Origin of the sequence: Rahnella sikkimica, from assembly GCF_002951615.1 — a bacterium.
GTDB classification, from domain to species: domain Bacteria; phylum Pseudomonadota; class Gammaproteobacteria; order Enterobacterales; family Enterobacteriaceae; genus Rahnella; species Rahnella sikkimica.
This window is the reverse complement of record NZ_CP019062.1, coordinates 1,579,104-1,600,403: the sequence shown is the minus strand read 5'-3', so window position 1 is coordinate 1,600,403 and position 21,300 is coordinate 1,579,104. Positions and strand designations below refer to the sequence as shown.

General features: G+C 53.0%; 29 protein-coding genes. 9 read left to right on the top strand and 20 right to left on the bottom strand.

Translation table 11 applies throughout. From position 1 onward, the window contains the following. Window positions 1-126: 126 nt before the first annotated feature. The gene (locus tag BV494_RS07145) at window positions 127-1,422 is read left to right on the top strand and encodes an OprD family outer membrane porin (protein ID WP_192938096.1); all 1,296 of its coding nucleotides are present in this window, start codon (window positions 127-129) and stop codon (window positions 1,420-1,422) included. Between the two features lie 25 nt (window positions 1,423-1,447). Beyond that, window positions 1,448-2,248 (top strand): histidine phosphatase family protein, encoded by an 801-nt coding sequence (locus BV494_RS07140; RefSeq protein WP_104922233.1) that lies wholly within the window; start codon window positions 1,448-1,450, stop codon window positions 2,246-2,248. On the opposite strand, the gene fliR is transcribed toward BV494_RS07140, so the two are convergent. The 13 genes from fliR to fliF form a co-directional block, all read right to left on the bottom strand. Beyond that, window positions 2,245-3,030: a flagellar biosynthetic protein FliR gene (fliR, locus tag BV494_RS07135; RefSeq protein WP_104922232.1), complete on the bottom strand. Its 786-nt coding sequence runs from the start codon at window positions 3,028-3,030 to the stop codon at window positions 2,245-2,247. The genes BV494_RS07140 and fliR overlap by 4 nt on opposite strands. A gap of 3 nt (window positions 3,031-3,033) precedes the next feature. Next, complete coding sequence (fliQ, locus tag BV494_RS07130) at window positions 3,034-3,303, bottom strand: flagellar biosynthesis protein FliQ (protein WP_104922231.1); 270 nt, start codon at window positions 3,301-3,303, stop codon at window positions 3,034-3,036. 163 nt (window positions 3,304-3,466) lie between these two features. Beyond that, window positions 3,467-4,240 (bottom strand): flagellar type III secretion system pore protein FliP, encoded by a 774-nt coding sequence (fliP, locus tag BV494_RS07125; RefSeq protein ID WP_226790072.1) that lies wholly within the window; start codon window positions 4,238-4,240, stop codon window positions 3,467-3,469. A 23-nt stretch (window positions 4,241-4,263) separates the two neighbouring features. Next, on the bottom strand, window positions 4,264-4,701 hold the full coding sequence (fliO, locus tag BV494_RS07120; RefSeq protein ID WP_104922230.1) for a flagellar biosynthetic protein FliO: 438 nt from the start codon (window positions 4,699-4,701) through the stop codon (window positions 4,264-4,266). Further along, entirely contained in the window at window positions 4,701-5,117 is a 417-nt protein-coding gene (gene fliN, locus BV494_RS07115; RefSeq protein ID WP_104922229.1) for a flagellar motor switch protein FliN, read from the bottom strand. The genes fliO and fliN overlap by 1 nt, the downstream gene beginning before the upstream one ends. Further along, on the bottom strand, window positions 5,110-6,126 hold the full coding sequence (gene fliM, locus BV494_RS07110) for a flagellar motor switch protein FliM (RefSeq protein ID WP_104922228.1): 1,017 nt from the start codon (window positions 6,124-6,126) through the stop codon (window positions 5,110-5,112). The genes fliN and fliM overlap by 8 nt, the downstream gene beginning before the upstream one ends. Before the next feature lie 7 nt (window positions 6,127-6,133). Then, entirely contained in the window at window positions 6,134-6,634 is a 501-nt protein-coding gene (gene fliL / locus BV494_RS07105) for a flagellar basal body-associated protein FliL (protein ID WP_104922227.1), read from the bottom strand. A 214-nt stretch (window positions 6,635-6,848) separates the two neighbouring features. Next, the gene (locus BV494_RS07100; RefSeq protein WP_104922226.1) at window positions 6,849-8,237 is read right to left on the bottom strand and encodes a flagellar hook-length control protein FliK; all 1,389 of its coding nucleotides are present in this window, start codon (window positions 8,235-8,237) and stop codon (window positions 6,849-6,851) included. Next, window positions 8,234-8,680, bottom strand: coding sequence for a flagellar export protein FliJ (gene fliJ / locus BV494_RS07095; protein WP_104922225.1), 447 nt, complete (start codon window positions 8,678-8,680; stop codon window positions 8,234-8,236). Before fliJ ends, BV494_RS07100 begins: the two co-directional genes overlap by 4 nt. Window positions 8,681-8,699: 19 nt before the next feature. Continuing rightward, window positions 8,700-10,064 carry a flagellar protein export ATPase FliI gene (fliI, locus tag BV494_RS07090; RefSeq protein WP_104922224.1) on the bottom strand — a complete coding sequence of 455 codons (1,365 nt, stop codon included), beginning with the start codon at window positions 10,062-10,064 and terminating at the stop codon, window positions 8,700-8,702. Beyond that, entirely contained in the window at window positions 10,064-10,819 is a 756-nt protein-coding gene (gene fliH, locus BV494_RS07085; protein ID WP_104924734.1) for a flagellar assembly protein FliH, read from the bottom strand. Before fliH ends, fliI begins: the two co-directional genes overlap by 1 nt. Before the next feature lie 7 nt (window positions 10,820-10,826). Continuing rightward, window positions 10,827-11,822 (bottom strand): flagellar motor switch protein FliG, encoded by a 996-nt coding sequence (gene fliG / locus BV494_RS07080; protein ID WP_192938151.1) that lies wholly within the window; start codon window positions 11,820-11,822, stop codon window positions 10,827-10,829. Beyond that, window positions 11,816-13,534, bottom strand: coding sequence for a flagellar basal-body MS-ring/collar protein FliF (gene fliF, locus BV494_RS07075; RefSeq protein WP_104922222.1), 1,719 nt, complete (start codon window positions 13,532-13,534; stop codon window positions 11,816-11,818). Before fliF ends, fliG begins: the two co-directional genes overlap by 7 nt. A gap of 281 nt (window positions 13,535-13,815) precedes the next feature. On the opposite strand from fliF, the gene fliE reads away from it, so the two are divergent. From fliE to BV494_RS07055, 3 genes are all read left to right on the top strand, one after another. Further along, complete coding sequence (gene fliE / locus BV494_RS07070) at window positions 13,816-14,130, top strand: flagellar hook-basal body complex protein FliE (protein WP_104922221.1); 315 nt, start codon at window positions 13,816-13,818, stop codon at window positions 14,128-14,130. 583 nt (window positions 14,131-14,713) lie between these two features. Continuing rightward, the gene (locus BV494_RS07060) at window positions 14,714-15,619 is read left to right on the top strand and encodes a bestrophin family protein (RefSeq protein ID WP_104922219.1); all 906 of its coding nucleotides are present in this window, start codon (window positions 14,714-14,716) and stop codon (window positions 15,617-15,619) included. A 144-nt stretch (window positions 15,620-15,763) separates the two neighbouring features. Beyond that, window positions 15,764-16,003: a hypothetical protein gene (locus BV494_RS07055; protein WP_104922218.1), complete on the top strand. Its 240-nt coding sequence runs from the start codon at window positions 15,764-15,766 to the stop codon at window positions 16,001-16,003. A gap of 87 nt (window positions 16,004-16,090) precedes the next feature. Here BV494_RS07055 and BV494_RS07050 read toward each other — a convergent pair whose 3' ends face one another. Further along, window positions 16,091-16,570, bottom strand: a complete 480-nt coding sequence (locus BV494_RS07050) for a GNAT family N-acetyltransferase (RefSeq protein WP_104922217.1) — start codon at window positions 16,568-16,570, stop codon at window positions 16,091-16,093. A gap of 331 nt (window positions 16,571-16,901) precedes the next feature. On the opposite strand from BV494_RS07050, the gene BV494_RS25785 reads away from it, so the two are divergent. After that, window positions 16,902-17,075, top strand: coding sequence for a hypothetical protein (locus BV494_RS25785; protein WP_165057865.1), 174 nt, complete (start codon window positions 16,902-16,904; stop codon window positions 17,073-17,075). 64 nt (window positions 17,076-17,139) lie between these two features. On the opposite strand, the gene BV494_RS07045 is transcribed toward BV494_RS25785, so the two are convergent. Continuing rightward, a complete protein-coding gene (locus BV494_RS07045) occupies window positions 17,140-17,340 on the bottom strand; it encodes a DUF7736 domain-containing protein (RefSeq protein ID WP_104922216.1) in 201 nt (66 codons plus the stop codon). Window positions 17,341-17,528: 188 nt separating this feature from the next. Here BV494_RS07045 and BV494_RS07040 point away from each other — a divergent pair, with 188 nt between their 5' ends. After that, entirely contained in the window at window positions 17,529-17,798 is a 270-nt protein-coding gene (locus tag BV494_RS07040) for a hypothetical protein (protein WP_104922215.1), read from the top strand. Between the two features lie 91 nt (window positions 17,799-17,889). Here BV494_RS07040 and BV494_RS07035 read toward each other — a convergent pair whose 3' ends face one another. After that, window positions 17,890-18,165 (bottom strand): hypothetical protein, encoded by a 276-nt coding sequence (locus BV494_RS07035; RefSeq protein ID WP_104922214.1) that lies wholly within the window; start codon window positions 18,163-18,165, stop codon window positions 17,890-17,892. A 436-nt stretch (window positions 18,166-18,601) separates the two neighbouring features. Between BV494_RS07035 and BV494_RS07030 the strand changes: the two genes are divergently transcribed. Both BV494_RS07030 and BV494_RS07025 read left to right on the top strand, forming a co-directional pair. Then, window positions 18,602-18,856: a hypothetical protein gene (locus tag BV494_RS07030; protein WP_104922213.1), complete on the top strand. Its 255-nt coding sequence runs from the start codon at window positions 18,602-18,604 to the stop codon at window positions 18,854-18,856. Window positions 18,857-18,926: 70 nt separating this feature from the next. Next, the gene (locus tag BV494_RS07025) at window positions 18,927-19,085 is read left to right on the top strand and encodes a YqaE/Pmp3 family membrane protein (protein ID WP_015690040.1); all 159 of its coding nucleotides are present in this window, start codon (window positions 18,927-18,929) and stop codon (window positions 19,083-19,085) included. A gap of 74 nt (window positions 19,086-19,159) precedes the next feature. Here BV494_RS07025 and BV494_RS07020 read toward each other — a convergent pair whose 3' ends face one another. The 4 genes from BV494_RS07020 to fliS form a co-directional block, all read right to left on the bottom strand. After that, window positions 19,160-19,336, bottom strand: coding sequence for a GhoT/OrtT family toxin (locus tag BV494_RS07020; RefSeq protein WP_104922212.1), 177 nt, complete (start codon window positions 19,334-19,336; stop codon window positions 19,160-19,162). 111 nt (window positions 19,337-19,447) lie between these two features. Then, on the bottom strand, window positions 19,448-20,122 hold the full coding sequence (locus tag BV494_RS07015) for a helix-turn-helix transcriptional regulator (protein ID WP_226790046.1): 675 nt from the start codon (window positions 20,120-20,122) through the stop codon (window positions 19,448-19,450). Between the two features lie 390 nt (window positions 20,123-20,512). Next, on the bottom strand, window positions 20,513-20,875 hold the full coding sequence (fliT, locus tag BV494_RS07010) for a flagella biosynthesis regulatory protein FliT (RefSeq protein WP_104922210.1): 363 nt from the start codon (window positions 20,873-20,875) through the stop codon (window positions 20,513-20,515). Further along, window positions 20,850-21,287, bottom strand: coding sequence for a flagellar export chaperone FliS (gene fliS, locus BV494_RS07005; RefSeq protein WP_104922209.1), 438 nt, complete (start codon window positions 21,285-21,287; stop codon window positions 20,850-20,852). The genes fliT and fliS overlap by 26 nt, the downstream gene beginning before the upstream one ends. Window positions 21,288-21,300 lie beyond the last annotated feature (13 nt).

Genomic DNA, 21,300 nt, shown 5'->3' with positions numbered 1-21,300 from the left:
ATTGTTACTGCATCGGCAGGCAAAACCTGAACTGAAATTTCCCGCATCCGGGAGGTATCGGCTCAGGTTTTTTTTTGCCTTTTATAAATGCACCCTGAAACATTTTGGCTTAATGGAACATTCGCTATGGAAAAGCACGCTCTGGCACTGGTTACCGGCATTCTTTGTTCACCCGCACTGGCCTTTGCCGGTGTCGATGATCTCGCTGAAACTGATTTTATAAAAAACAGTTCACTCAATTTTGGGATGCATAATATATGGAAATACCTGGATGAAGGTGAAACAGATAAACGCAATGTTCACTCGGCATGGGGGCAGGGGCTGGCACTGGATTATAAGTCCGGGTATTTGGCCGATTTTATTGGCGTTGATGCATCCTATTATGGCGTGATCAAGTTGGCGGCTGCCGATAATTTCGCGTCAAGAGGGATTTTGTATGATGACGGCGGAAAGGCTAAAGGCTTTAATAAACTTGGTCAGTTTTTTGGTAAAGCGAAATTCTCGCAGTCAGGCGTCGAAGGCAATTTGTATGGCGGTTGGAAACTCATCAAACTCGGTGCGCTGACTACCTCAATGCGCGCCGCGCCCAACACGTATAACGGCTGGAGCGGTGACCTGACCTACGACGCGTACCGTTTGCGGCTGGCATACGTGACTCAATCGCTGAACCGTGATTCGCCGGATAAAGTGAATTTCATGACCAGCGACGGCCACGCGATTGACTCAATCTATACCGGCGACGTTCAGTTCAAAACCGGCAACCTCACCGCGCTCTATTTCTACGGTGAGAGTGAAGACTATTTGCGCAGAAATGGGCTGGAGCTGAACCTGAAGCAAAATAAATCTTTGTCCTACGGCGTGCAGATTTATATGACGCAGGCGCTGGATAAATGGGACAGCATGGCGAATAACAAAAAGGATTTTGACAACCGTGCCAATCATTATGCGGCGGACATGACGTGGAAATATAACGGCTGGACAACCAAAGGCGGGCTGGCGTATACCGACGCGAATAAAGAGGGTGGGATCGGCATGTACCCACGACATATGAGTAAAAACTCGCGTGGTACGTTTAATTCGATGACCACGGCTGGGTTGGATTATATGCGCGACGAGGAAAAAGTATTGTCGCTGGATGTTGGCTATCACATCACGCCGGAATTAGTCCTGGGCATCAATACACATTACGGCTTCTTTGATTTCCAGGGGCAGCCGGTGAAAGAGGGGGAATTAAACGTCTACACGCTGTGGAAACCGGCGTCGAAAAAACTCAAGGATTTATCAATTTTCGCCATGATCGGGCCGGGCAGAACCTATGAGCATAAAGGCACTGCGCCGATTGTCGATCATCACGGAAATATCAAAAGCGCCGACAGTTTTGCGGCGGAGTTTCGTCTGGATTACAAATTCAACATATTTTAATCAGCACGCTTAAAAGGACATTACGATGAAAAATACGCTCTGGAAAACACTGATCTCATTTTTAGTCTTCGGATTTATGAATGTGCAGGCCGCGTCAATTCCTGCGTCTTCGGCGCAGGCAACGCCGGAGAAAGACGTCGTCACGTTTTACGTCACGCGTCACGGCAAAACCTTATTTAACACAGCGCACCGCGCGCAGGGCTGGTCCGATACGCCGCTCACGGCCGCCGGTGTCTCTGTGGCAGAAGATCTCGGGCGTGGCCTGAAAGGCATTCCTTTTACCGCCGCCTGGTCCAGTGATTCCGGCCGCGCGCGCCAGACGGCGGAAATCGTGCTGATGTCGGTCGGGCAGGCATTGCCGGTGAAGGAAGATGAACGTTTGCGCGAAACGTTTTTCGGCCCGTATGAGGGCGAACATGAATCCGTGATGTGGGAACCGGTCGCTAAAAAACTGGGCTATGCGGATTTCACTGCTGTGATGCAGGCGCTCTCAAAAGGGCAGATTACCCTCAAAACCATGATGAATACGCTGGCCGCCGTTGACCCTACGCACACCACAGAAAACGCAGAGCAGGTAAAAACCCGTATGCAGGCTGCGCTGCATGATATCGCAAAGAAAACCCTTGCCGAAGGCGGCGGTAACGTCCTGATTGTGTCGCATGGCATGGCCATCATGGCGATGCTGGAAGGCATGACGCCCGAAGAAAACCTGCGCGCGCCTTTGCAAAATGCCAGCGTCACGGTGATCACGTACAAAGACGGTAAATTCACCGTCGGAAAAATCGGGGATATGCAGTTTGTGGAAAAGGGGAAACTAAAAAACTAATCTGCCGCAAACTGATTCATGATCAGCACCAGTTTATCGAGGATTTCACTGAACAGATGCTCGCTGAACGGGGCGAGCATGGGCATCATCAGGCCGATGGCCAGAATCCCGATACTGAGGGTTAACGGGAAACCGATGACGAAGACGGAAAGCTGCGGCGTGACGCGGTTTAACAGGCCGAGCGCCATGTTGAGCGTGAGCAGCAGCGTCACAATCGGTAATGCCAGCATCAGACCACCGCTGAAAATAATGCTGCCTGCTTTTGCCACGGCCATAAACCCTTCGGCGTTGACCGGATTCGGGCTGATGGGCAGGGTATGGAAGCTGTCGGCGAGCAGGGAAATCAGCCACAGGTGGGCGTTGAAACTCAGGAAAAGCAGGACGGCCAGCAGGTTCAGAAATTGCGCCAGCAGCGGGGTGTTCAGGCGGTTGCTGGGGTCGTAAAACGTCGCAAAGGAAATCCCCATTTGCAGCCCCATGATTTCACCGGCCATGCGGATGGCGGCAAACGCCAGCTGCATCGTGATGCCCAGCGCGGTGCCGATCATGATTTGCTGCATCGCCAGCCACAGGGCAGGCGTGGAAAATATCGGGGTATCGACAGGCGGCAGCGAGGGCGCAATCAGAAACGTGATCATCATGCCCAGACCGAGTTTGACGCGGGCCGGTACGGATTTTTCGCTGGTGATAGGCGCGGTGCTGATCAGCGCCAGGATCCGCAGCAGCGGCCAGAAGTACATGCTGAGCCATCCGGCAAGCTGGGTACTGTCGAAGGAAACCATAGGTTAACCGATGATGTAAGGCAGGTTGGAAAACAGCGTGCGCATGTAATCGAGCAGCAGATTCAGCATCCACGGACCGGCGATGACGATGGTCGCCACAACGGCCAGAATTTTAGGGATGAAGGACAGGGTTTGTTCGTTGATCTGCGTCGCCGCCTGCAACAGGCTGACGATAAGCCCGGTGACCAGCGCCGCGAGCAACAGCGGTGCAGCAACGGCCAGCGCCACTTTCATCGCTTCATTACCCAATGCCATAACGGACTCTGGTGTCATTTCACAGTTCTCACAAAAGAAGACGGTTTAGTTCCCTCCCCTGCGAAGGGGAGGGTTGGGGTGGGGTATTAATGGCATCTCTGGCGTTGCCTGCTAAACCCCCTCCCGGCCTCCCCCTTCGCAGTGGGAGGAGCAAGACCTCCTGAAAAGGAGGTATTCTGAATTAACTGTAAAAACTCTGCGCCAGTGAGCCGAGCAGCAGTTGCCAGCCGTCGACGAGCACAAACAGCATCAGCTTGAAGGGGAGTGAGATGGTCGCCGGTGGCACCATCATCATGCCCAGCGCCATCAGCACGCTGGCAACCACCAGATCGATAATCATGAACGGAATGAACACGGTGAAGCCAATCTGGAATGCCGTCTTCAGCTCGCTGGTGACGTAAGCAGGCAGCAGAATACGCATCGGTACGGCTTCCGGGCCCGCCAGCGGCGGGATGTTTGCCAGACGGGCATACAGCGCGAGGTCGCTTTCACGGGTCTGGCGCAGCATGAACTGGCGCAGCGGCTGAGCGCCTTTGTCCATCGCATCCTGCATGGTGATTTTGTTTTCGCTAAACGGCTGATAGGCGTCGCTGTAGATTTTGTCGAAGACCGGTGCCATCACGAAAAAGGTCAGAAACAGCCCGAGCCCCAGAAGCACCTGGTTTGGCGGCGCGGACGGCGTACCCAGCGCATTTCGCAGCAGGCCGAGTACGATAATTATGCGGGTGAAACTGGTACACATCAGCAACATGGCGGGCAGCAGCGTCAGCGTGGTGATGAACACCAGGGTCTGAATCGGCAGCGACCAGTTCTGGGCACCATTGGACAACTGCTGGCTGATAATACCGGGCAACTGTGCGAACGCGGCCGGGCTGATAAGGAGCAGCAACGGCAGGCACAGGCGGGTGAACAGGCGAACAGGGCGCTGACGGGCAGCGGTAAAGGCGGATCTCATCAATTTGTTCACGGCGGACTGGGTCATGCCTGCTTTCCCGGACGTTTCAACATTTTCTGCATCAGCTGACGGAAATCCGCTGGCTGACTGTCTGTAGTGCCTGAATCCGGCGTTTGCACTGCCGGCGGCGCGCTCAGTGTATGCAGCGGGGTGATGTTTTGTGCGGTCACGCCCAGCACCAGCCAGGTATTATCCACTTCCACGATCACCACTTTTTCGCTGCGTCCTACCTGAACGCTGGCCGTCACTTTCAGCAGTTTGTTATTTTTTGACTGCGGCGCGAATCCGGTGCGTTTGGCCACCCAGCCGATGCACAGGATCAGCAACAGAATGCCGCCAAGCACAGTACTGACCTGTGTCAGCACAGAACTGGCGGGCAATGCTGGCGCTAAAGCCTGTGTCGAGGCGTGAGTTTGCGCACCCTGAACGTACGGAGAATCCGTAGCCGCAGTCTGGCTCATCAGCGGCTCAGCCGGCGCATACGCTCGGACGGCGTGATGATGTCGGTGATACGTACGCCGTATTTGTCGGCGACAACCACGACTTCACCCTGCGCAATCAGATAACCGTTGATGAGGATATCCAGCGGCTCACCGGCCAGGCCATCGAGCGCGACAACAGAACCCTGCGACAGGCGCAGCAGTTCTTTGATGGTCATTTTGGTACGGCCTAATTCCACGGTCAGTTTCACCGGAATATCGAGGATCATGTCGATATCCTGCAAACTGCCCGCTCCGTCCTGGGCACCCAGCGCGGCGAAAACACCCTCGGTTGACGCTTTGGCGCTGCCCGCAGATTGTTGTTCGTTAAACGCATCAGCCCATAAATCGTCAACGTTATCCGATCCGGCGTCAGACGGTTTATTGGTGTCACTCATGGGGCTGTTCCTCATCTAGAGAATTTAAAATTGGGTTGATCAAATGTTCAACGCGCAGGGCGTATTGTTCGTTTAGGGTGCCGTACTGGCTGGTCAGTACCGGAACGCCGTCGACGTGGGCAATCAGGCGATCCGGTTTTTCAATCGGCAGAACATCGCCCGGTTGCAGTTTCAGGATCTGAGAAAGACGCAGCGGGATTTCAACGAAATTCGCCACCAGTTCCAGTTCAGATTGCTGAACCTGATGCACCAGGTTTTCACGCCACTGACTTTCTTCATGACGCGAGTTCTCGACCGGCGGATTGGTCAGCAACTCACGTAACGGTTCAATCATGCTGAACGGAATACAGATGTTGAAATCACCGCTCAGCGCACCGATTTCCACGTGGAACGGCGTGGTGACCACGATATCGTTCGGGGAAGAGGTGATGTTGGTGAACTTGATCTGCAATTCAGCACGGACATATTCCACGCTCAGCTTGTAAACGCCGCTCCACGCATCTTCGTAGGCGTCGAGCGCCAGCGTCAGCATACGTTTGATCACGCGCTGTTCGGTGTGGGTGAATTCGCGGCCTTCGACTTTTGTCGGAAAACGGCCATCACCGCCAAACAGGTTATCCACCGCAATAAAGACCAGGCTTGGCGCGAACACAAACAGCGCCGTGCCACGTAATGGTTTGAGGTGGATCAGGTTCAGGTTGGTCGGCACCGGCAGGTTGCGGGCAAAGTCATGGTAAGGCTGGATTTTGATCGGCCCGACCGTGATGTCCGGGCTGCGACGCAACAGGTTAAACAGCCCCATACGGAAGTGACGGGCAAAACGCTCGTTGATGATTTCCAGCGCCTGCAACCGCTCACGCACAACGCGACGTTGCGTCGTGGGGTCAAAAGGTTTTACACCGTCGTCCGACGCTTTGGCCTGTGCAGCGCTTGCCGCATCGGCTGCGCTGTCACTGTCGCCATTGAGCAGTGCGTCGATCTCGGCCTGTGAAAGAATGCTGTCGCCCATAATTTGTTTATCGCAGTATGAAAGCAGTGAAAAGCACGTCGTTGATCACCTGAGGAGGCTGACCTTTGACCAGTGGTGCATCCAGAACCTGTTTGATCTCCTGCACCAGTTGTTGCTTACCGGCTTCGTTGGCGAGATCGCCGGTCTTCTGGCGGGACAAGAGCAACAACAGGCGGCTGCGAACTTCAGGCAGGTATTCGGTAAGGGTAGCCCGATTCTGTTCATCCGGCAGACGCAGGGTCAGGCCGATGTACAGCACGCGGTCAGGGTCGTTATCCGGCGTTTGCAGGTTAACGGTAAAGGTATCCAGTGCCAGGAAGATCGGTGCCGCAGGCGGCTCACTTTTCTTCACTTCAGCCGCGCTACCGTTCGCAGGCTGCTGTTTGTGCATCATCCACCAGGCGTAACCGGCCGCACCACAGGCTCCAAGGGTAATGAGTAACAGCAGAATCATCATTAACGGCCGCTTTTTTTTCTTACGCGACGCCGTGAGAGCAGAGTCAGACATGGATGAGGCGATTTCCTGTAAGTATGAGCAGACAGGTGTGAGGAGCACCGGACTGCTGAGTCAATTCTGAGAATGATTATCCCGCTTATCCTGTTGTTCAATAGTCAGAATAGGCGGGGTAAATAAGGTTAGCTCTGCCGTTTGAATTAAGGGAGAACTGACCGTCAGCAATTATCTGAAACAATTTTGCGAGGTTTTACGCAACTCAAAAACGTTACGCAAAGATATCCACGCTGTTATTTCCGCTAATCCTTTGAGCGATAGACGCCGGAACCGGCAGGGCGTCGGCGGAATTGCTGCCAGCATTGAAGGCCGCCCAGCTTGATGCGTCACCCTGCTTTGTGCCCGACTGCGAGCTTTGCTGCTGAGCCTGCTGCCATTGCGAACTGTCACTGCCGACGCTGCTTTGCCCGAGGCTGATGCCGCTGTCGGCCAGTGCGGATTTCAGCTCTGGCATGGCGGCTTCAATGGCGGAACGAACGCCACTGTGGCCGGACACAAAATGCAGTTGCGCCTGATTGTTCTCAATCTTCATGCTGATCTGGATCGAACCCAAATCATCTGGATGCAGACGTAACTGCGCCGTCTGTTGTCCCTGACGGTTAAACATCATCACCTGCTGACCGAGCTGTTGTTGCCATTCCGGCGTCCCCAGCTGCGCATTCAGTAATGGCGTGGAGGGCGCGGTGACGACGGTGGTGGTGGTCGGCGTGGTGGAAACCGGGGCCGAAGACACGGCCACGGCGGCGGTATTGAGCTGATTTAATGCCGTGGAATTGCTGTCGAGCGTGCGGCTGTCATTTTGCTGAACGGCGGCGGTGCTGTTTGCAGCCGCGCTCATTGACGCCAGTGCGCTGCTGAAATCAGCGGCATTGGCGGATGCCGTACTTTTACTGCTGGCGGCGTGCTGTGACGATGCGGTTGTGGCATTGCCCGATGCGGCGGCCGCGGCTTTGGAATCGGTATCGGTCACGGCGGCCGTTTTACCGTCGCCGGTCAGCAGGGACGACGCCGTCGCGTTCAGGCCGGAAAGCAGGGCGCTGGCGTTCTGCGCGCGCGTGGTGTCATCGCTGATCGTCTGCGTGGCGGCTGCCGTCACCGTCTGAATCTGCTGTGCAGGCTGTTGCTGTACCGCCAGTTGTGCGAACAGCGCCTGAATGCTGGCATCCGCAGGATCCGTGTCTTTATCTTTATCGCTCAGTGCGGTGTCTTTGGCAGATGTCGCACTGGTTCCCTTCAGGCTGCCGGTCGGCAAGATCTGGATGGCGGCGATCATTTTGCTCAGATCACTGTCATCGAGCATCAGGCTGCCGTCTTTTTCGCCGGTGGTCACCGCCTGCGTCAGCGTGTCCTTATCAACCGCTTCACCTTTAGCGCTGATCTGCTGCCCGAGTTTCGCCAGTGTGCTGGTGAGTTTCGGATCGAGTTTCGACCCCAGCTGCGCTTCGAGCTGGCTGGCAAAATCCGCAGGGGATGACGCGGTCGTCTCGCCGATCGCAGTGACGTCAGACGCCGCAGAACTTGCCGCCGATGAACTGCCGAAGGCCGCGCTCGTGGTCGTCTTTGCCGTGGTGACGGCAGCAGGCAAAATATTCAGATTCATGGATTTTTCTTCCTGTGTGCGCTGCGCTGGGCGAACTCATCGTTCTGTTTTTGATCAATCTTGTTTTCCAGTGAACGTTGCTGTTCGCTGGCACGCGATTGCAGAGTCTGATAAGCATTCAGCCGCTGTTGCTTTTCCTGCCACTGGTGAACGGCGGCATTCAGCCGCTGATCCCACTGTTGTAATTGTTTGCGATGCTGGTCAATGGCGACTTCCAGCGTGCCGATAAACTGCTGGTAGTTCTGCCACGTGTTCGCCGCAATTCCGCCGGTCATGGTCGTATTGAGCTTTTCGCGATATTCACGCTGATAGTTGAGCAGCATCGTGAGCTGCTCTTCAGCCTGATTATGCGACTGCCTGATCTTGCCTAAATTGTTAGTCGCCTGATCCAGCGCCTTTTGCGCCAGAGAACACAGAGTAATTAATGGCGATGAGTTTTCCATTCCACACTCCTTCAGTTATTTACCCAGGGAACAACATATTGAGTTCCAGACAGGCGTCTTCGTAAGTGCTGCGTTCCAGGATGTCCTGCTGGAGGAAATTCTCCATTTGCGGATACAGCCTGATGGCGCGATCCAACATCGGGTCGCTGCCAGCGGCGTAGGCGCCGACGCTGACCAAATCACGGTTGCGCTGGTAGCTGGACAACAGTTGTTTGAAATTACGTACCCGCCCGTACTGGGCGTCGTCGATCAGCGATGTCATTGCACGGCTGATTGATGCTTCAATATCGATGGCCGGATAATGACCGGATTCCGCTAAACGGCGTGACAGCACCACGTGGCCGTCGAGGATGGCGCGCGCGGAGTCGGCGATAGGATCCTGCTGGTCATCGCCCTCGGTCAGCACGGTATAAAATGCAGTGACAGAGCCGCCGCCGGTGATGCCGTTCCCGGCGCGTTCGACCAGGGCAGGTAATTTGGCAAACACGGAAGGCGGATAACCTTTGGTCGCGGGCGGTTCGCCGATAGCCAGTGCGATTTCACGCTGTGCCATGGCATAACGGGTCAGGGAATCCATGATCAGCAAAACATGCTGACCGCGATCGCGGAAATCTTCGGCGATACGCGTGGCATACGCGGCACCCTGCATACGCAGAAGGGGCGAAACGTCAGCGGGCGCGGCGATAACCACCGAACGGGCGCGACCTTCATCACCTAAAATGTTTTCGATAAAATCTTTAACTTCACGACCACGCTCACCAATCAGCCCGACCACAATCACGTCGGCTTTGGTGTAGCGCGCCATCATGCCGAGCAGTACGGATTTACCGACGCCGGAACCGGCGAACAGACCCATACGCTGGCCGCGTCCGACGGTGAGCAGGGCGTTAATCGCGCGCACGCCGACGTCCAGAACGTCGGTAATCGGTGTACGCTGCAGCGGGTTAAACGGCGGCGTGATCAGCGCGGCGCGGTAGCCGGTGTCCGGCGGCGGTAAACCGTCGAGCGGTTTGGCGCTGCCGTCGAGCACGCGACCGAGCAACTGCGGGCCGAGCGGAAGTTGTTTACCGGCGGTCTGGCCGTCGGCGGCAATCCGGGCATACACCCGCGCGCCCGGCAGAATCCCTTCGACTTCTTCCAGCGGCATCAGAAACAGGCTCTGGCCGTTAAAACCGACCACTTCACTTTCGACTTCCTGCACCACCGGGCCGTCGTGGCGTTCAATCAGACAGGTCGCACCCAGCGGTAACTGCAATCCGGTGGCTTCCAGCACCAGACCTGTCGCACGCGTCAGACGCCCGTAACGGCGAACGGACGGCGTGCGGGCCATGCGTTTTTCCGCATCATCCAGCGTTTTCAGCAGGCGGCTCAGGCGGGCTGTCATCAGAGATCTCCCGGCGCGGCAAGGCGGCACAGCTCATGCCAGCGTGTCGCCAGCGACGCATCCATATCGCCATCTTCCGCGCTGACTTTACAGCCACCGGCATGGATCTGGCTGTCGGCCAGCAGACGCCAGCCGTTCATGCTCAGGGTTGACCCCAACTGCTGTTCGACACGCTCGAAATCTGCCGGGTTAACGCGCAACTGCGGTTTGCCCTTGAACATCGGTTCCTGCTGAATCAGCTGTTGAATCTGGTTGAGCAGGGCAGAACCGTCACAAATCGGTGCCTGCCCGATAATTTGTTTGGCTGCCGTCAGCGCCATCTGCATCAGACGCGAGGCGATCACGCTGTCCAGCGCGTCCAGCGTTTGCTGGAAATCGGACACCATCTGCTGCCAGTGTTCGGTCAGCACGGCCTGCTGTTGCTGGCCTTCCAGCAAACCCTGCTGGTGCCCGGCTTCCTGACCCTGCTGAAAACCGGCGGCGTAACCCTGTTTTTGCCCGGCTTCAAGACCTTGCTGGAAACCCTGCTGTTCAGCGCGACGTTGCAGATTCAGCAATTCATTCTGATCCACCTGAAGCTTTGGCAGGCCGTCGTCATGCTCTTCTTCGCCTTCGGCCAGCAAAGGCTCGTCAGGCTTAGTGAACACCGGTACGGCCAGATCGCCCGGTCTCCAGCGCTGCCACGGCAGGGCGTTGATGCGTTCGGCATTACGCTCTTCAGCGGTTTTCTTTTCCGGCGCAGGGTTATCGGACATCGGATTATCAGACATAGGAATCCTCGCCGCCGCCAACCATCATTTCGCCGGATTCTGCTAAGCGGCGAACCGTTTGCAGAATCGCTTTCTGTTCGTTTTCGACCAGAGACATACGCAACGGCCCGCGGTTTGCCAGGTCGTCGCGCAGGATATCCGCCGCACGCTGGGACATGTTGCGCAGGAACTTGTCGCGCAGTGGCTGTTCCGCACCTTTCAATGCCACCAGTAACGATTCGCCTTCGACTTCCTGCAATAGGCGCTGGATGCTGCGATCGTCCACGTCCACCAGGTTTTCGAACAGGAACATCTCGTCGATAATTTTCTGTGCCAGCTCGCCGTCGTAACCACGAACCGCTTCGATAACCGCTTCTTCCTGTTGCGTTTTCATCAGGTTGATGATTTCCGCCGCAGTACGAACACCGCCCATCTTCGCGCGCTTGAGGTTCTGGCCGTCGAGCAGGTTGTTCAGCACTTCGGTCAGTTCCGCCAGCGCCGCCGGCTGGACACCGCCGAAGGTGGCGATACGCAGCATCACGTCGTTGCGCAGACGCTCGTCGAACAGGGCCAGAATATCGGCAGCCTGACCGCGTTTGAGATGGACCAGAATGGTGGCGATAATCTGCGGATGTTCGTCGCGGATAAGATCGGCCGCCAGCTGCGGTTCCATGAAGTTGAGCGTTTCCATGCCGCTGGTGCTTTCGCGCGATTCCAGAATGTCTTCCAGCAAACTGGAGGCACGTTCTTCGCCCAGCGCTTTGGTCAGCACCGCACGCAGGTATTCGCTGGTATTGACGCTCAGGGCGGCGTACTGCTCTGACTCGTCCTCAAACTCGTTCAGCACTTCCGCCAGCTGCTTGTTAGAAATCTGATGGATATTCGCCATCGCGCCACTGATTTGCTGAACCTCGCGGGGGGAGAGGTGCTTGAACACCTCCACCGCGCGGTCTTCACCCAACGTGATCATCAAAATGGCGCTTTTTTCGGTTCCGGTCATAGTCATGATTGTTCGGTACTCATCCATTGGCGGATAACCAGGGCGACGATACGTGGATCCTTATCGGCCAGCTCCTGAACACGTTGGGTCTGTACTTCGACGCTGACACGCTGTTGAGAACGCTTACGTTTTTCCAGCTCGTCGTTGCTGAGTTTGACCGGCTTGCTGCCTTCAGGCTGAGGCATGGCGGCTGCGATTGCCGCGGCGGCAGCGGCATCTTTCTCTGCCTGCTGTTTGCGCAGCATCGGACGAACCATCTTGCGCCACAGTATCCAGGCAACAATCAGCACCAGTAACCAGCGACCTGCGTTGAGTAACTGATCGAAGAACGCCTGTTGTTTCCAGAACGGCAGCTCACCGGACTCGTCAGCCGCTTCGTTGAACGGTGTATTCACCACGTTCAGCGTATCGCCACGTTCCTGTGAGAAGCCCATGGCTTCACGAACCAGATCATCAATTTTCTTCAGCTGCTCGTCGGTCAGCGGCTTCGCTTTACCATCTGTCCCGACCTGATAGTTGACGACCACCGCCGCAGACAGGCGTTGTACTGCGCCCGCGCTGTGCTGGGTGTGGGTAATGGTGCGGTCAACTTCATAGTTGGTGGTTTCATCACGACGGCTGTTCGACGGAACGCTTGAACGGTTCGCCGTGTTGTTCTGAGTGGCATTCTGCGCGTTGTTACCGGCCTGATTCTGAGCCCCGTTGGCGTTATTCGCCGCTGGCGGGTTAGTGACCGGTGCGGTCGCAGCCGGAGCAGGCTGGTTACTCAATGCACCCGGTACGCCGCCGACGGCAGAACCGCCAATCTGGTCACTGGTGCTCAGCTGGCGTGAACGGACAGCCGCTTTTTCCGGCGTGCCGTTTGGCTGGTAATTCTCGTCAGTCTGTTCGCGGCTGGCGTAATCGATTTGCGCGGTGATTTGCGCGTGAACGTTACCGTTGCCCACAACCGGTTGCAGGATAGATTCGATACGACGTTGCAGGCGGCCTTCCACTTCATTGGCATATTTCAGCTGAGAAGCATTCAGGTCACGGCCGTTGTTGTCCGACTGCGTGAGCAAATGTCCGCTCTGATCGACCACGGTGACGTTGGCGGGTGGCAAACCCGACACGCTGCTCGACACCATATAAACGATGGCGTTGATCTGACCGTCATCCAGCGCACGACCCGGTTGTAAATTCAGGGTCACGGAGGCGGAGGGGTTTTTCTGTTCGCGAACAAATAAGGAAGGTTTTGGAATGGCTAAATGGACGCGGGCGCTGCCGACCGGGCCCAGTGTTTCGATGGTGCGGGAGAGTTCACCTTCCAGCGCGCGCTGATAGTTAATCTGCTCGCTGAACTGGCTGATGCCGAATTTTTCCTGATCCATCAGCTCAAAGCCGACTGCGCCGCCTTTCGGTAAACCGGCGGAGGCCAGTTTCAGACGTGTTTCATAGACTTTATCGGCCGGGATTAACAGGGCTGCGCCGTTCTCAGAAAACTGATAAGGGATATTCATCTGCGTCAGCTGGGTGACGATGGCACCGCCGTCCTGATCGCCGAGATTGCTAAAGAGCACCTTATAGGTGGGCTGTTTTGCCCACAGCATCATGACAACAACAATAGCCAGAGCCGCAGCTGCAGCAATGGCGATAGGAATTTTTGGGTTGGCGCGCAGGCGATTAAGCAACGCAGTTAAACCGCTTCCAGGGGTTTCTGCGCCGGCTATTGCGGAACTCATACAAGATCCCTATTTAGCTGTTGAATGGTGGTGTTCATGTTGTCTCTTAACAAAACAGACTCCCAAGTGCGCAATCGTGAAGCGTGACATTTTTCAGTCCTCCCTACAGGCAGGCCTATTTTCTACGTGAGCCATTATTTGCCGCCAAAGGCAAAGTTAATGGCCCGATAAGCCATGGTTTTTAGGTTCAATTACCGCGTTTAGGAAAAAACTGATGTGATAGGGTGTCATTCCATGAAAGAAGCGTTTTGTTCATCGACACAGCATTAAGCGGAGAAAGCATGTCAATTCAAGGCATTGAGAGCGTTTTACAACAGATGCAGGCCACTGCCATCAAGGCAGGCGCAACCCCTCAGACAGATACGACCTCAGAAGCCGGTTTTGCCAGCGAACTGAAAGCCGCTTTAGGCAAAATCAGCGAAACGCAAAACAACGCGAAACTGGAATCTGAGAAGCTGGAGATGGGCGTTCCCGGCGTGAGCCTGAACGACGTCATGGTCGATTTGCAAAAATCATCGATTTCACTGCAACTGGGTGTTCAGGTGAGAAATAAACTGGTGGCGGCGTATCAGGATGTGATGAACATGTCGGTGTGATTATCTGACGGGTTGAAATTAAGAGATGAGTTGTTACCTGTGGCTCGAAAGAGCATAGCGGGGGCAACTGCATTTTTTTTGGGAGTGAAAACGAAAAGAGAAGGGATTGCGAAGTTTCACGCAAAAAAATTAATAATCATCTTCCGAATCTTTGACTGCCGATCTGAAGATAAACCAGGCGGCTAACCCGATAATTGCCGACACGATGAGTACAATAAGAATAATTTTCACTGGTATGCCCGCTCTCAATTTTCCACGATCGTCTCGCGAATAGGCCTGTAATTCCAATGGGTATAACCGATCGTTATAAGTATTTTGATCGTTTGTACCGATCAATCCTGAAAGCATCCACGCCGTCCGGGGCAATGACCTCCTCTCAGTCTAGTTTGTTATCGGACATTACCACGGCAAACATTATGTTTCCGTTACCGTTTGTACAAAGTGATCCCTACATCTGTAAACGAAAACTACAATTCTCAAAATAAATGTTACGTATGTCACAAAATTGTCCTTTGCATGTGCGGGTTTATTTGCAAGAATCGCAAAAAAATCGCTTCACCTGCCTAAAGCACTTCTATAAAAAATGATAATCCGTCCTCCGCGTCACTGGTTCTTGCGTTTGTTCGCCTGGCATGGCTCTGTTCTGCCCAGCATTATGTTCCGCCTCAGTCTGAATTTATTGATGTCGCTCGCCGCCATTCTCAGCCTGCCCTGGTATGAGACACTCGGCGTTAAGCTCACGCTGGCCCCGTTCAGTCTGCTGGGGGTATCAATAGCAATCTTCCTCGGCTTTCGTAACAGCGTGGCATATTCGCGTTATACCGAAGCGCGGCAGCTGTGGGGCGGGTTACTGATTGCCTGCCGCACGTTGCAAAGTCAGGTGATGGCGGTGTGTCCGGGCGAAGCCCAGCGGGTGACAACACTGTTGCTGGCGTTCTGTTACAGCCTCAAGCATCAGTTGCGCCACAGCGATCCGCGTCCTGATATTGAGCGTTTGCTGGGAGACGATGCGGAAGATATTCTGTCGCGCCGCGCGCCGACCAATATGGTGCAGTTGCGGATGTCGCAATGGCTGGCCGAACGGCGTCGAAGCGGGGAGTTGTCGGATATCGTTTACACCCACATGGACACCACGTTGTTACAGCTTTCGCAGGTGGTTGGCGGGTGCGAGCGTATTGTCAGTATGCCGATCCCTTTTGCTTACGGGCTTTTGTTGCACCGGACGGTCTACCTGTTCTGCAGCTTATTACCGTTTGCGCTGGTGGTGGATTTACATTACATGACGCTGCTGGTGTCCGGCTTTATTTCGTACAGTTTTCTGTCACTGGATACGCTGGCCGAAGAGCTGGAAATGCCTTTCGGCTACGCCAATAACCATCTGCCGATGGACGCGATGTGTACCAATATCGAAATTAACCTGCGGGAAATGAACAACCAGACTCACCTGCCGGATACGCCGGTGCCGGATCGTCATTATCGTCTTTCCTGAATTTGAACGGGCGCACGGAATGGTGATTTTGTGCGCTAAAACGTGGCACTTTTCTGAAGGTTCACGATACTGTCATAATGATGAAACAAAAGTGAAATAGGATATTGGGGCAAATACAACTCCCTCCATTCTCACGAGGTATTTATGTCAGTCGTTCAGGCCAAATCATTACACGAAGCCGAAGAGCTGCTTAATTCCGGTATGGTGAAAAAAGTCGAACTGGCTTTTAGTATCAACAGTGATGAGTTTTTCAAACTTGCGCTGGAATGTGGTGACCGTGGTGCCAAGATCACCAAAGGCAAAAAATTCTTCGTTATCACCCTAAAAAAATGGGTCATTCCGTCCAATGAAATTCCGGCATCGAAAAGCAATGTGCTGATGTAATCCGCTTTTCGCGTCTCCATAACACTGTCTCAAGGCAGCGTTATGGAGATATTTCTCTGCGTTTTTCCCTGGCGTTTTCGCGCCGTCTCAGGCCACTGATTTCATCATATAAACGCTGAGCGGATCCGGTGCCTGGCAGTAATCACCAAACGCTTCCGTGCGGGCATACCCCAATTTCTCATACAGCGTGATGGCTTTTTCCTGAAATACGCCGGTTTCCAGAAACAAATCCCGATACCCTAATGTTTTCAGTTTGCTTTCCATTGCGTCTATCAGCAGGGAAGCAATACCCTGCCCGCGATACAGCGGGTTCACATAAACCCGCTTCATTTCGGCAATGGGTTTCTCATTACCTTCAGGGCGCGAAATATACAGGCACGCACACCCTGCCCAGTCATCGTCTACCCGCGCCATAAAACAGAAAATCTCACCGGCATCCAGCGCGGTGACGTTAATTCCCTGAAAGGATTCCGGCGGGTAAAGCGGGTATTGATAAGCATCCAGCTCTGCAATCAGTCGTGTCAGATGCGGGTGATTCGCATCGGTTTCAAAAATCTGGGCACTCACAGCGCGGGCTCTCAATGCAACAAAATGGACTCATATTCTTAACCGAAATCACATCGAAAACAAGCGGCTGGAGAGCCACGCAAAAGTTTGCTGCCAGAAATCGGGGTGAAAGCGTGTAAAAATTGATGACGACTTGCCCATGTCTGTCAGAGTTGTCTGAATTGATCAAATACTGATCTATTTATCGCGTATCTGTACTTCTTTTATGCAACATTTAACGGGAGTGATTAATGTAGGTAATGAAATCACTGGGTGTGATTAATAGTTGATGTATGATTACTTCCGTAGGTAAAGCAGTACATTATAAGAACATGATTGAAAGGATAAAATTATGGCTGTCTATCCTGTTGGCGTTTTTGTCACGCTTACTTTTACACCAGGTTTGTTTGAAGTTATCGCTGTTCTGGATGAAGTTACACCGGTGCAGTATCAGGTTATCAATGTGGAAACGGGGAATGTGATCCGGGTAAATGAGAATTTCATTCGCGGCATCGTTAAACCGTAGTCACGCGCATTCAGTCAGGCAACAGGCCGGCCAGAGGATCTTCTTTTGGCCGGCTTTTTTGTTATCAGTCTGGCATTAGATTGTTAAAATCGTCTTCGTAAAGTGTCCGGCATTCTTCGATAAATTCCGGGTATCCCAGTTCTGACGTCTGGACTTCACGGCCCAGGCGCCTCTGCAAATCTTCGTGAAACCCCTCAAATTCGCCATGCAGGATCCCGGTAAATCCGGTCAGGATAATGCATTGCTCTGGCGTTAATTTTTTCACGGCGGGTCCTTATCGGGTGTTTAGAACAAAAATTTTACGCGACTACGTGCGGACAAAAGCGGTTTATTAAACACTGTTTCTTTAAAAAGAAATGCGTAAAGAGAGAAGTGCTTCACGCCGGTATCCGGCAGGACGCGTAAACATATCCTATCCTCTAATTAATCCCACTGGAAAATAAGGAGTCACCGATGGATCAGGATATTTTTGAACAGGCACCTCTGCCGTTGCTCACCCGGTTTCAGGTGGGTGATCGGGTTAAATTACTCACCTTCCCGGTCGGCGTTCATCCGGCCAGTTATCAGCTGGATGTGGCGATCACGCAAATTCAGGACGGGGAATTTGAAGGGGAGATTGTGCGCATCGCGCCGCTCGGGCGGTTAGGGCACCATGAGGCACATTTCGCCATTGGAGGACATGTTGCCTTTTACGCCCGAAATATTCAGGGCATGGCAGCCTGATTACTGAGGCAATCCTGCCCCGGAAAGCCAAAACCCCGCGTAGTGGCGGGGTTCTTTTACGGGCGTACTTTTCGGACTTAAAATTTCTGTATTACATCATGGGCTTAACGTGTTTTGTGAGCGCCTGGGTGGTCAGTTCATCGGCCTGAATTTTCGAACAATTTCCGCAATAACCGACCAGATACCAGTTTCCGTCAGCCCCTTTTTCAGGCTTCACTTTATAGCGCTCGTTCTGTTTACCATAAAATTCACGTTCTGCGTTCTGTGATGCATCTTCCCAAAAACACAACGAAAACTTATGTTGCTTATCAACATGCCGTTGTCCGTTGCGGCTTCCACCTATCAATAAATAATGATACTCAGACATGCATCCTCCTTTTCCCAATGGGGGGTAATAATCCTCACTACAGTGTAAAACTCGTTTCACCTGGAAAACTCACCCGAAAGACTGCACAAGTAGATAACAAAAGGGCGCGAAAAAGGCGGCCCTGCAAAAAACGGTCTTATTCGTTAAAATTATAGAGTACACACGCCGCAGGGTACTTAAATCCTGAAAAAATGTGACGTAAGTCACTCTTTATTTTTCTGCCACTGTGATGTGCTTCTTACAATAAATCCATGTGTTGTGGGTCAGAATTTTTTGGTTTTGCATTCCGCGGTTTAGCTGCAGGTGCAGGACGTTTTTTAGACGTAGAAATAGCGGGTCTTTTTGCATCAGCTGTCGGCTTTGACCGTGCCGTTGCCATGCTAGTCTGGGTTAAATGACTTTCCCACCGGCTTTCCCACTACAGCAGGAACACGCAATGGCAGAAAAACAGGTACTCGATTTAGTGATGTCGGTGAATAAACATGCCGAAGAAGCTGCCATGCAACATCTGATGCTGCGTAATTTTATCATCGTAATGTGTCGCAATATGACTGATGAACAAAAAACACAGGTGAGGTGGCAGATGCGCCAGATTCATCAGATATCTGATGCCGAATACCGTGCAGGCGACGTGGCGATGCTGGATAAAGTGCGTCGTGACGTGGAAATTATGCTGGATCTGATCAATTAAGGTTCATCTGATAGTCGGGTCTGTTTCTCTGAACTATCATTAAGCCAATGATAACCAAGGGGAGATATGTATGGGATTCTGGAGAGTTTTGATCACTATCCTGGTACCGCCGTTGGGCGTACTGATAGGAAACGGATTTGGCGGCGCTTTTTTGCTGAATATTATCCTGACACTGTGTGGTTATCTGCCGGGACTGATCCACGGCTTCTGGGTGCAAACCCGCAAGTAACAGCAACACCCGTTTGACAGAACCCGGCCTGAAAGCCGGGTTTTTTGCTGGCTTTGAGCCACAACAGCGTGCGGTCAGAACAGCGAGAAGAGCAGAACGACGGGAAGGCTCATCGGCCAGGTAAACCCGATAATGCCGGACGTTAGCAAGCGTATTTTAATCGTGTCGCGGCTCACGAGAAGCGTTACCAGCGCCGCAACAGCCAATCCACCCCAATAAATCGTTTTAATCACTTCCCACCAAACGTGCACTGCCAGCCCCTGATTACCTGTAAATTAACGGCGTGTATAATATTCCGTTAACATCTGGTAATCAATTATTGTGTGATGTTACTCATGATTTGGCATTGTAGTACTTAGGGGTTAGTTGTTATAAGTCATCGTTTGTGCTGAAAGCGGGCGCATGTGGCCACGGATAGCCGTGGGGGCAAATCCGAAACGTTTCCGAAAACGTTCGGCAAAACGGGAACCGCTTTCGTAACCCACCTGGTGAGCAATATTGGAAATCGCCAGATCGGTACATTGCAATAACCGCAGCGCCTGCGTCATGCGAACATCAATCATCAGATTGCGCAGAACACAATCTTCAGCCGCCAGCCGGCGACGCAACATCACTTCATTCATCATCAGTTGCTCCGCCACTTCCGCCGCCGTAAAGGATTTATGCAAATTATCGACCAGTAATTCCCGTACGCGCTGTGTCACGCTTTCACTGTGCTGCAAGGAATAGCGGACACCCAGCTGCGACAACCAGAGTAATTGTTCCAACATGCGGTGGCGGGTAATCGGTGCGGGCAGGCCGTGATGCCAGAGAATGGCGCTGTGGGTGTCTGTGAAACTTTGTTTGAAGGCCGCCGGAATGTGCGGAATAACTTGCAGGGTGTCAACGGCAATCAGCGGCGGTGAAAAACCTGTGGCGTAAAGGGCCGTGTCACCGAGTAGCTGGTGATCCCATGCCATGATGGCGCAACTGAACGGGCCATTTTCCGGCAGGTGATGGGTCACACTGAGGGTTTGTCCGTTGTTGATCACCAGCATCTCTCCCGCCTGGAGCGTGAAGTGCTGTTCCTGGTTAGTAACAGAAAGACTTCCATTCTGGACAAGAATCAATTGCGGCTTATTAATATAGACATCGTGAATAAAAAGCTCACTATGCTGAATAAGTAGCGAAATAGTGCCTATCCCTGGAGTCACTTTTATTTTACGAACCATATCGATGATGCCCGAAATGACGACCGCAACCTGTTGTTTGCTGCCTGATATAAAACTTCCCGCTTATGCCATTACAAACAGGCTGCCGGTTTAGGCGAGTGTTACGGAAGGAGACAGAGAGAGTCAGCCCTGGTAGCCGTAGGCTCTCTGCCCCTGAAACCTTATTTTTGCACAAGAAATATTGGAAACAAATAAAACAAAAAAACACTTTAATAATTATTGGTGATCGCCAAAGGCGATCGAACGGAGATCAATTTTTCCGTACGTCGTGTTCACTTGTTGTTGTCTGGACGACTGACCAATCAGCTGGGTGAGCGTATTCATCCGGGCCTGTAATAATATCTTTATCGTATTTTCATTATCCAGAATGATGCGTAAGTACCGGCGAATATCATTCTGAATCATTATCGACGTCTGTTCTGACATCGGTAATTTGGTGGTCGCTTCCACCGCTTTCACATAGCTGAACTCAAGTTCGACCAGCTCATCCCATTTTTCATCTTGTGCCAGCCGCAACATCTGCTCGCTTAAAGACAGGATCAGTTGATATTCATTAACCAGATACTGATGTTGATCCATTATATTGGTCCTGCGACGGGTGGGGGGTTGGGCCGATTTGCCGCCAGGCATCGGCGATATTTTCAAGCAAGGCCAACACCTCGGTGATGGCCTCTTGATCGTTGTGTAAATTTGCATGTAATAAACGGCGAACCATATACGAGTAAAGCGCTTCGAGGTTATCCACTAATTCCGGATCGCCTTTCTCCCGACTTAATCCCGCTTTCAGTCCGCTGTCGATAATATTAATCGCCATAGACAGCGATTTGCCTTTTTCGGCAATGCTGCCTTGTTGAATAAAAATGCGTGCACGGATCAGGGCGCTACGCGCCCCGTCAAATAACATCGTGACTAACTGGTAAGGCGACGCACTCATGACTGCGCTTTCTACACCAACCTGCGCGTAAGCCTGCGTTCCTTTAGCGTTATACATATTCTGTTTCCTT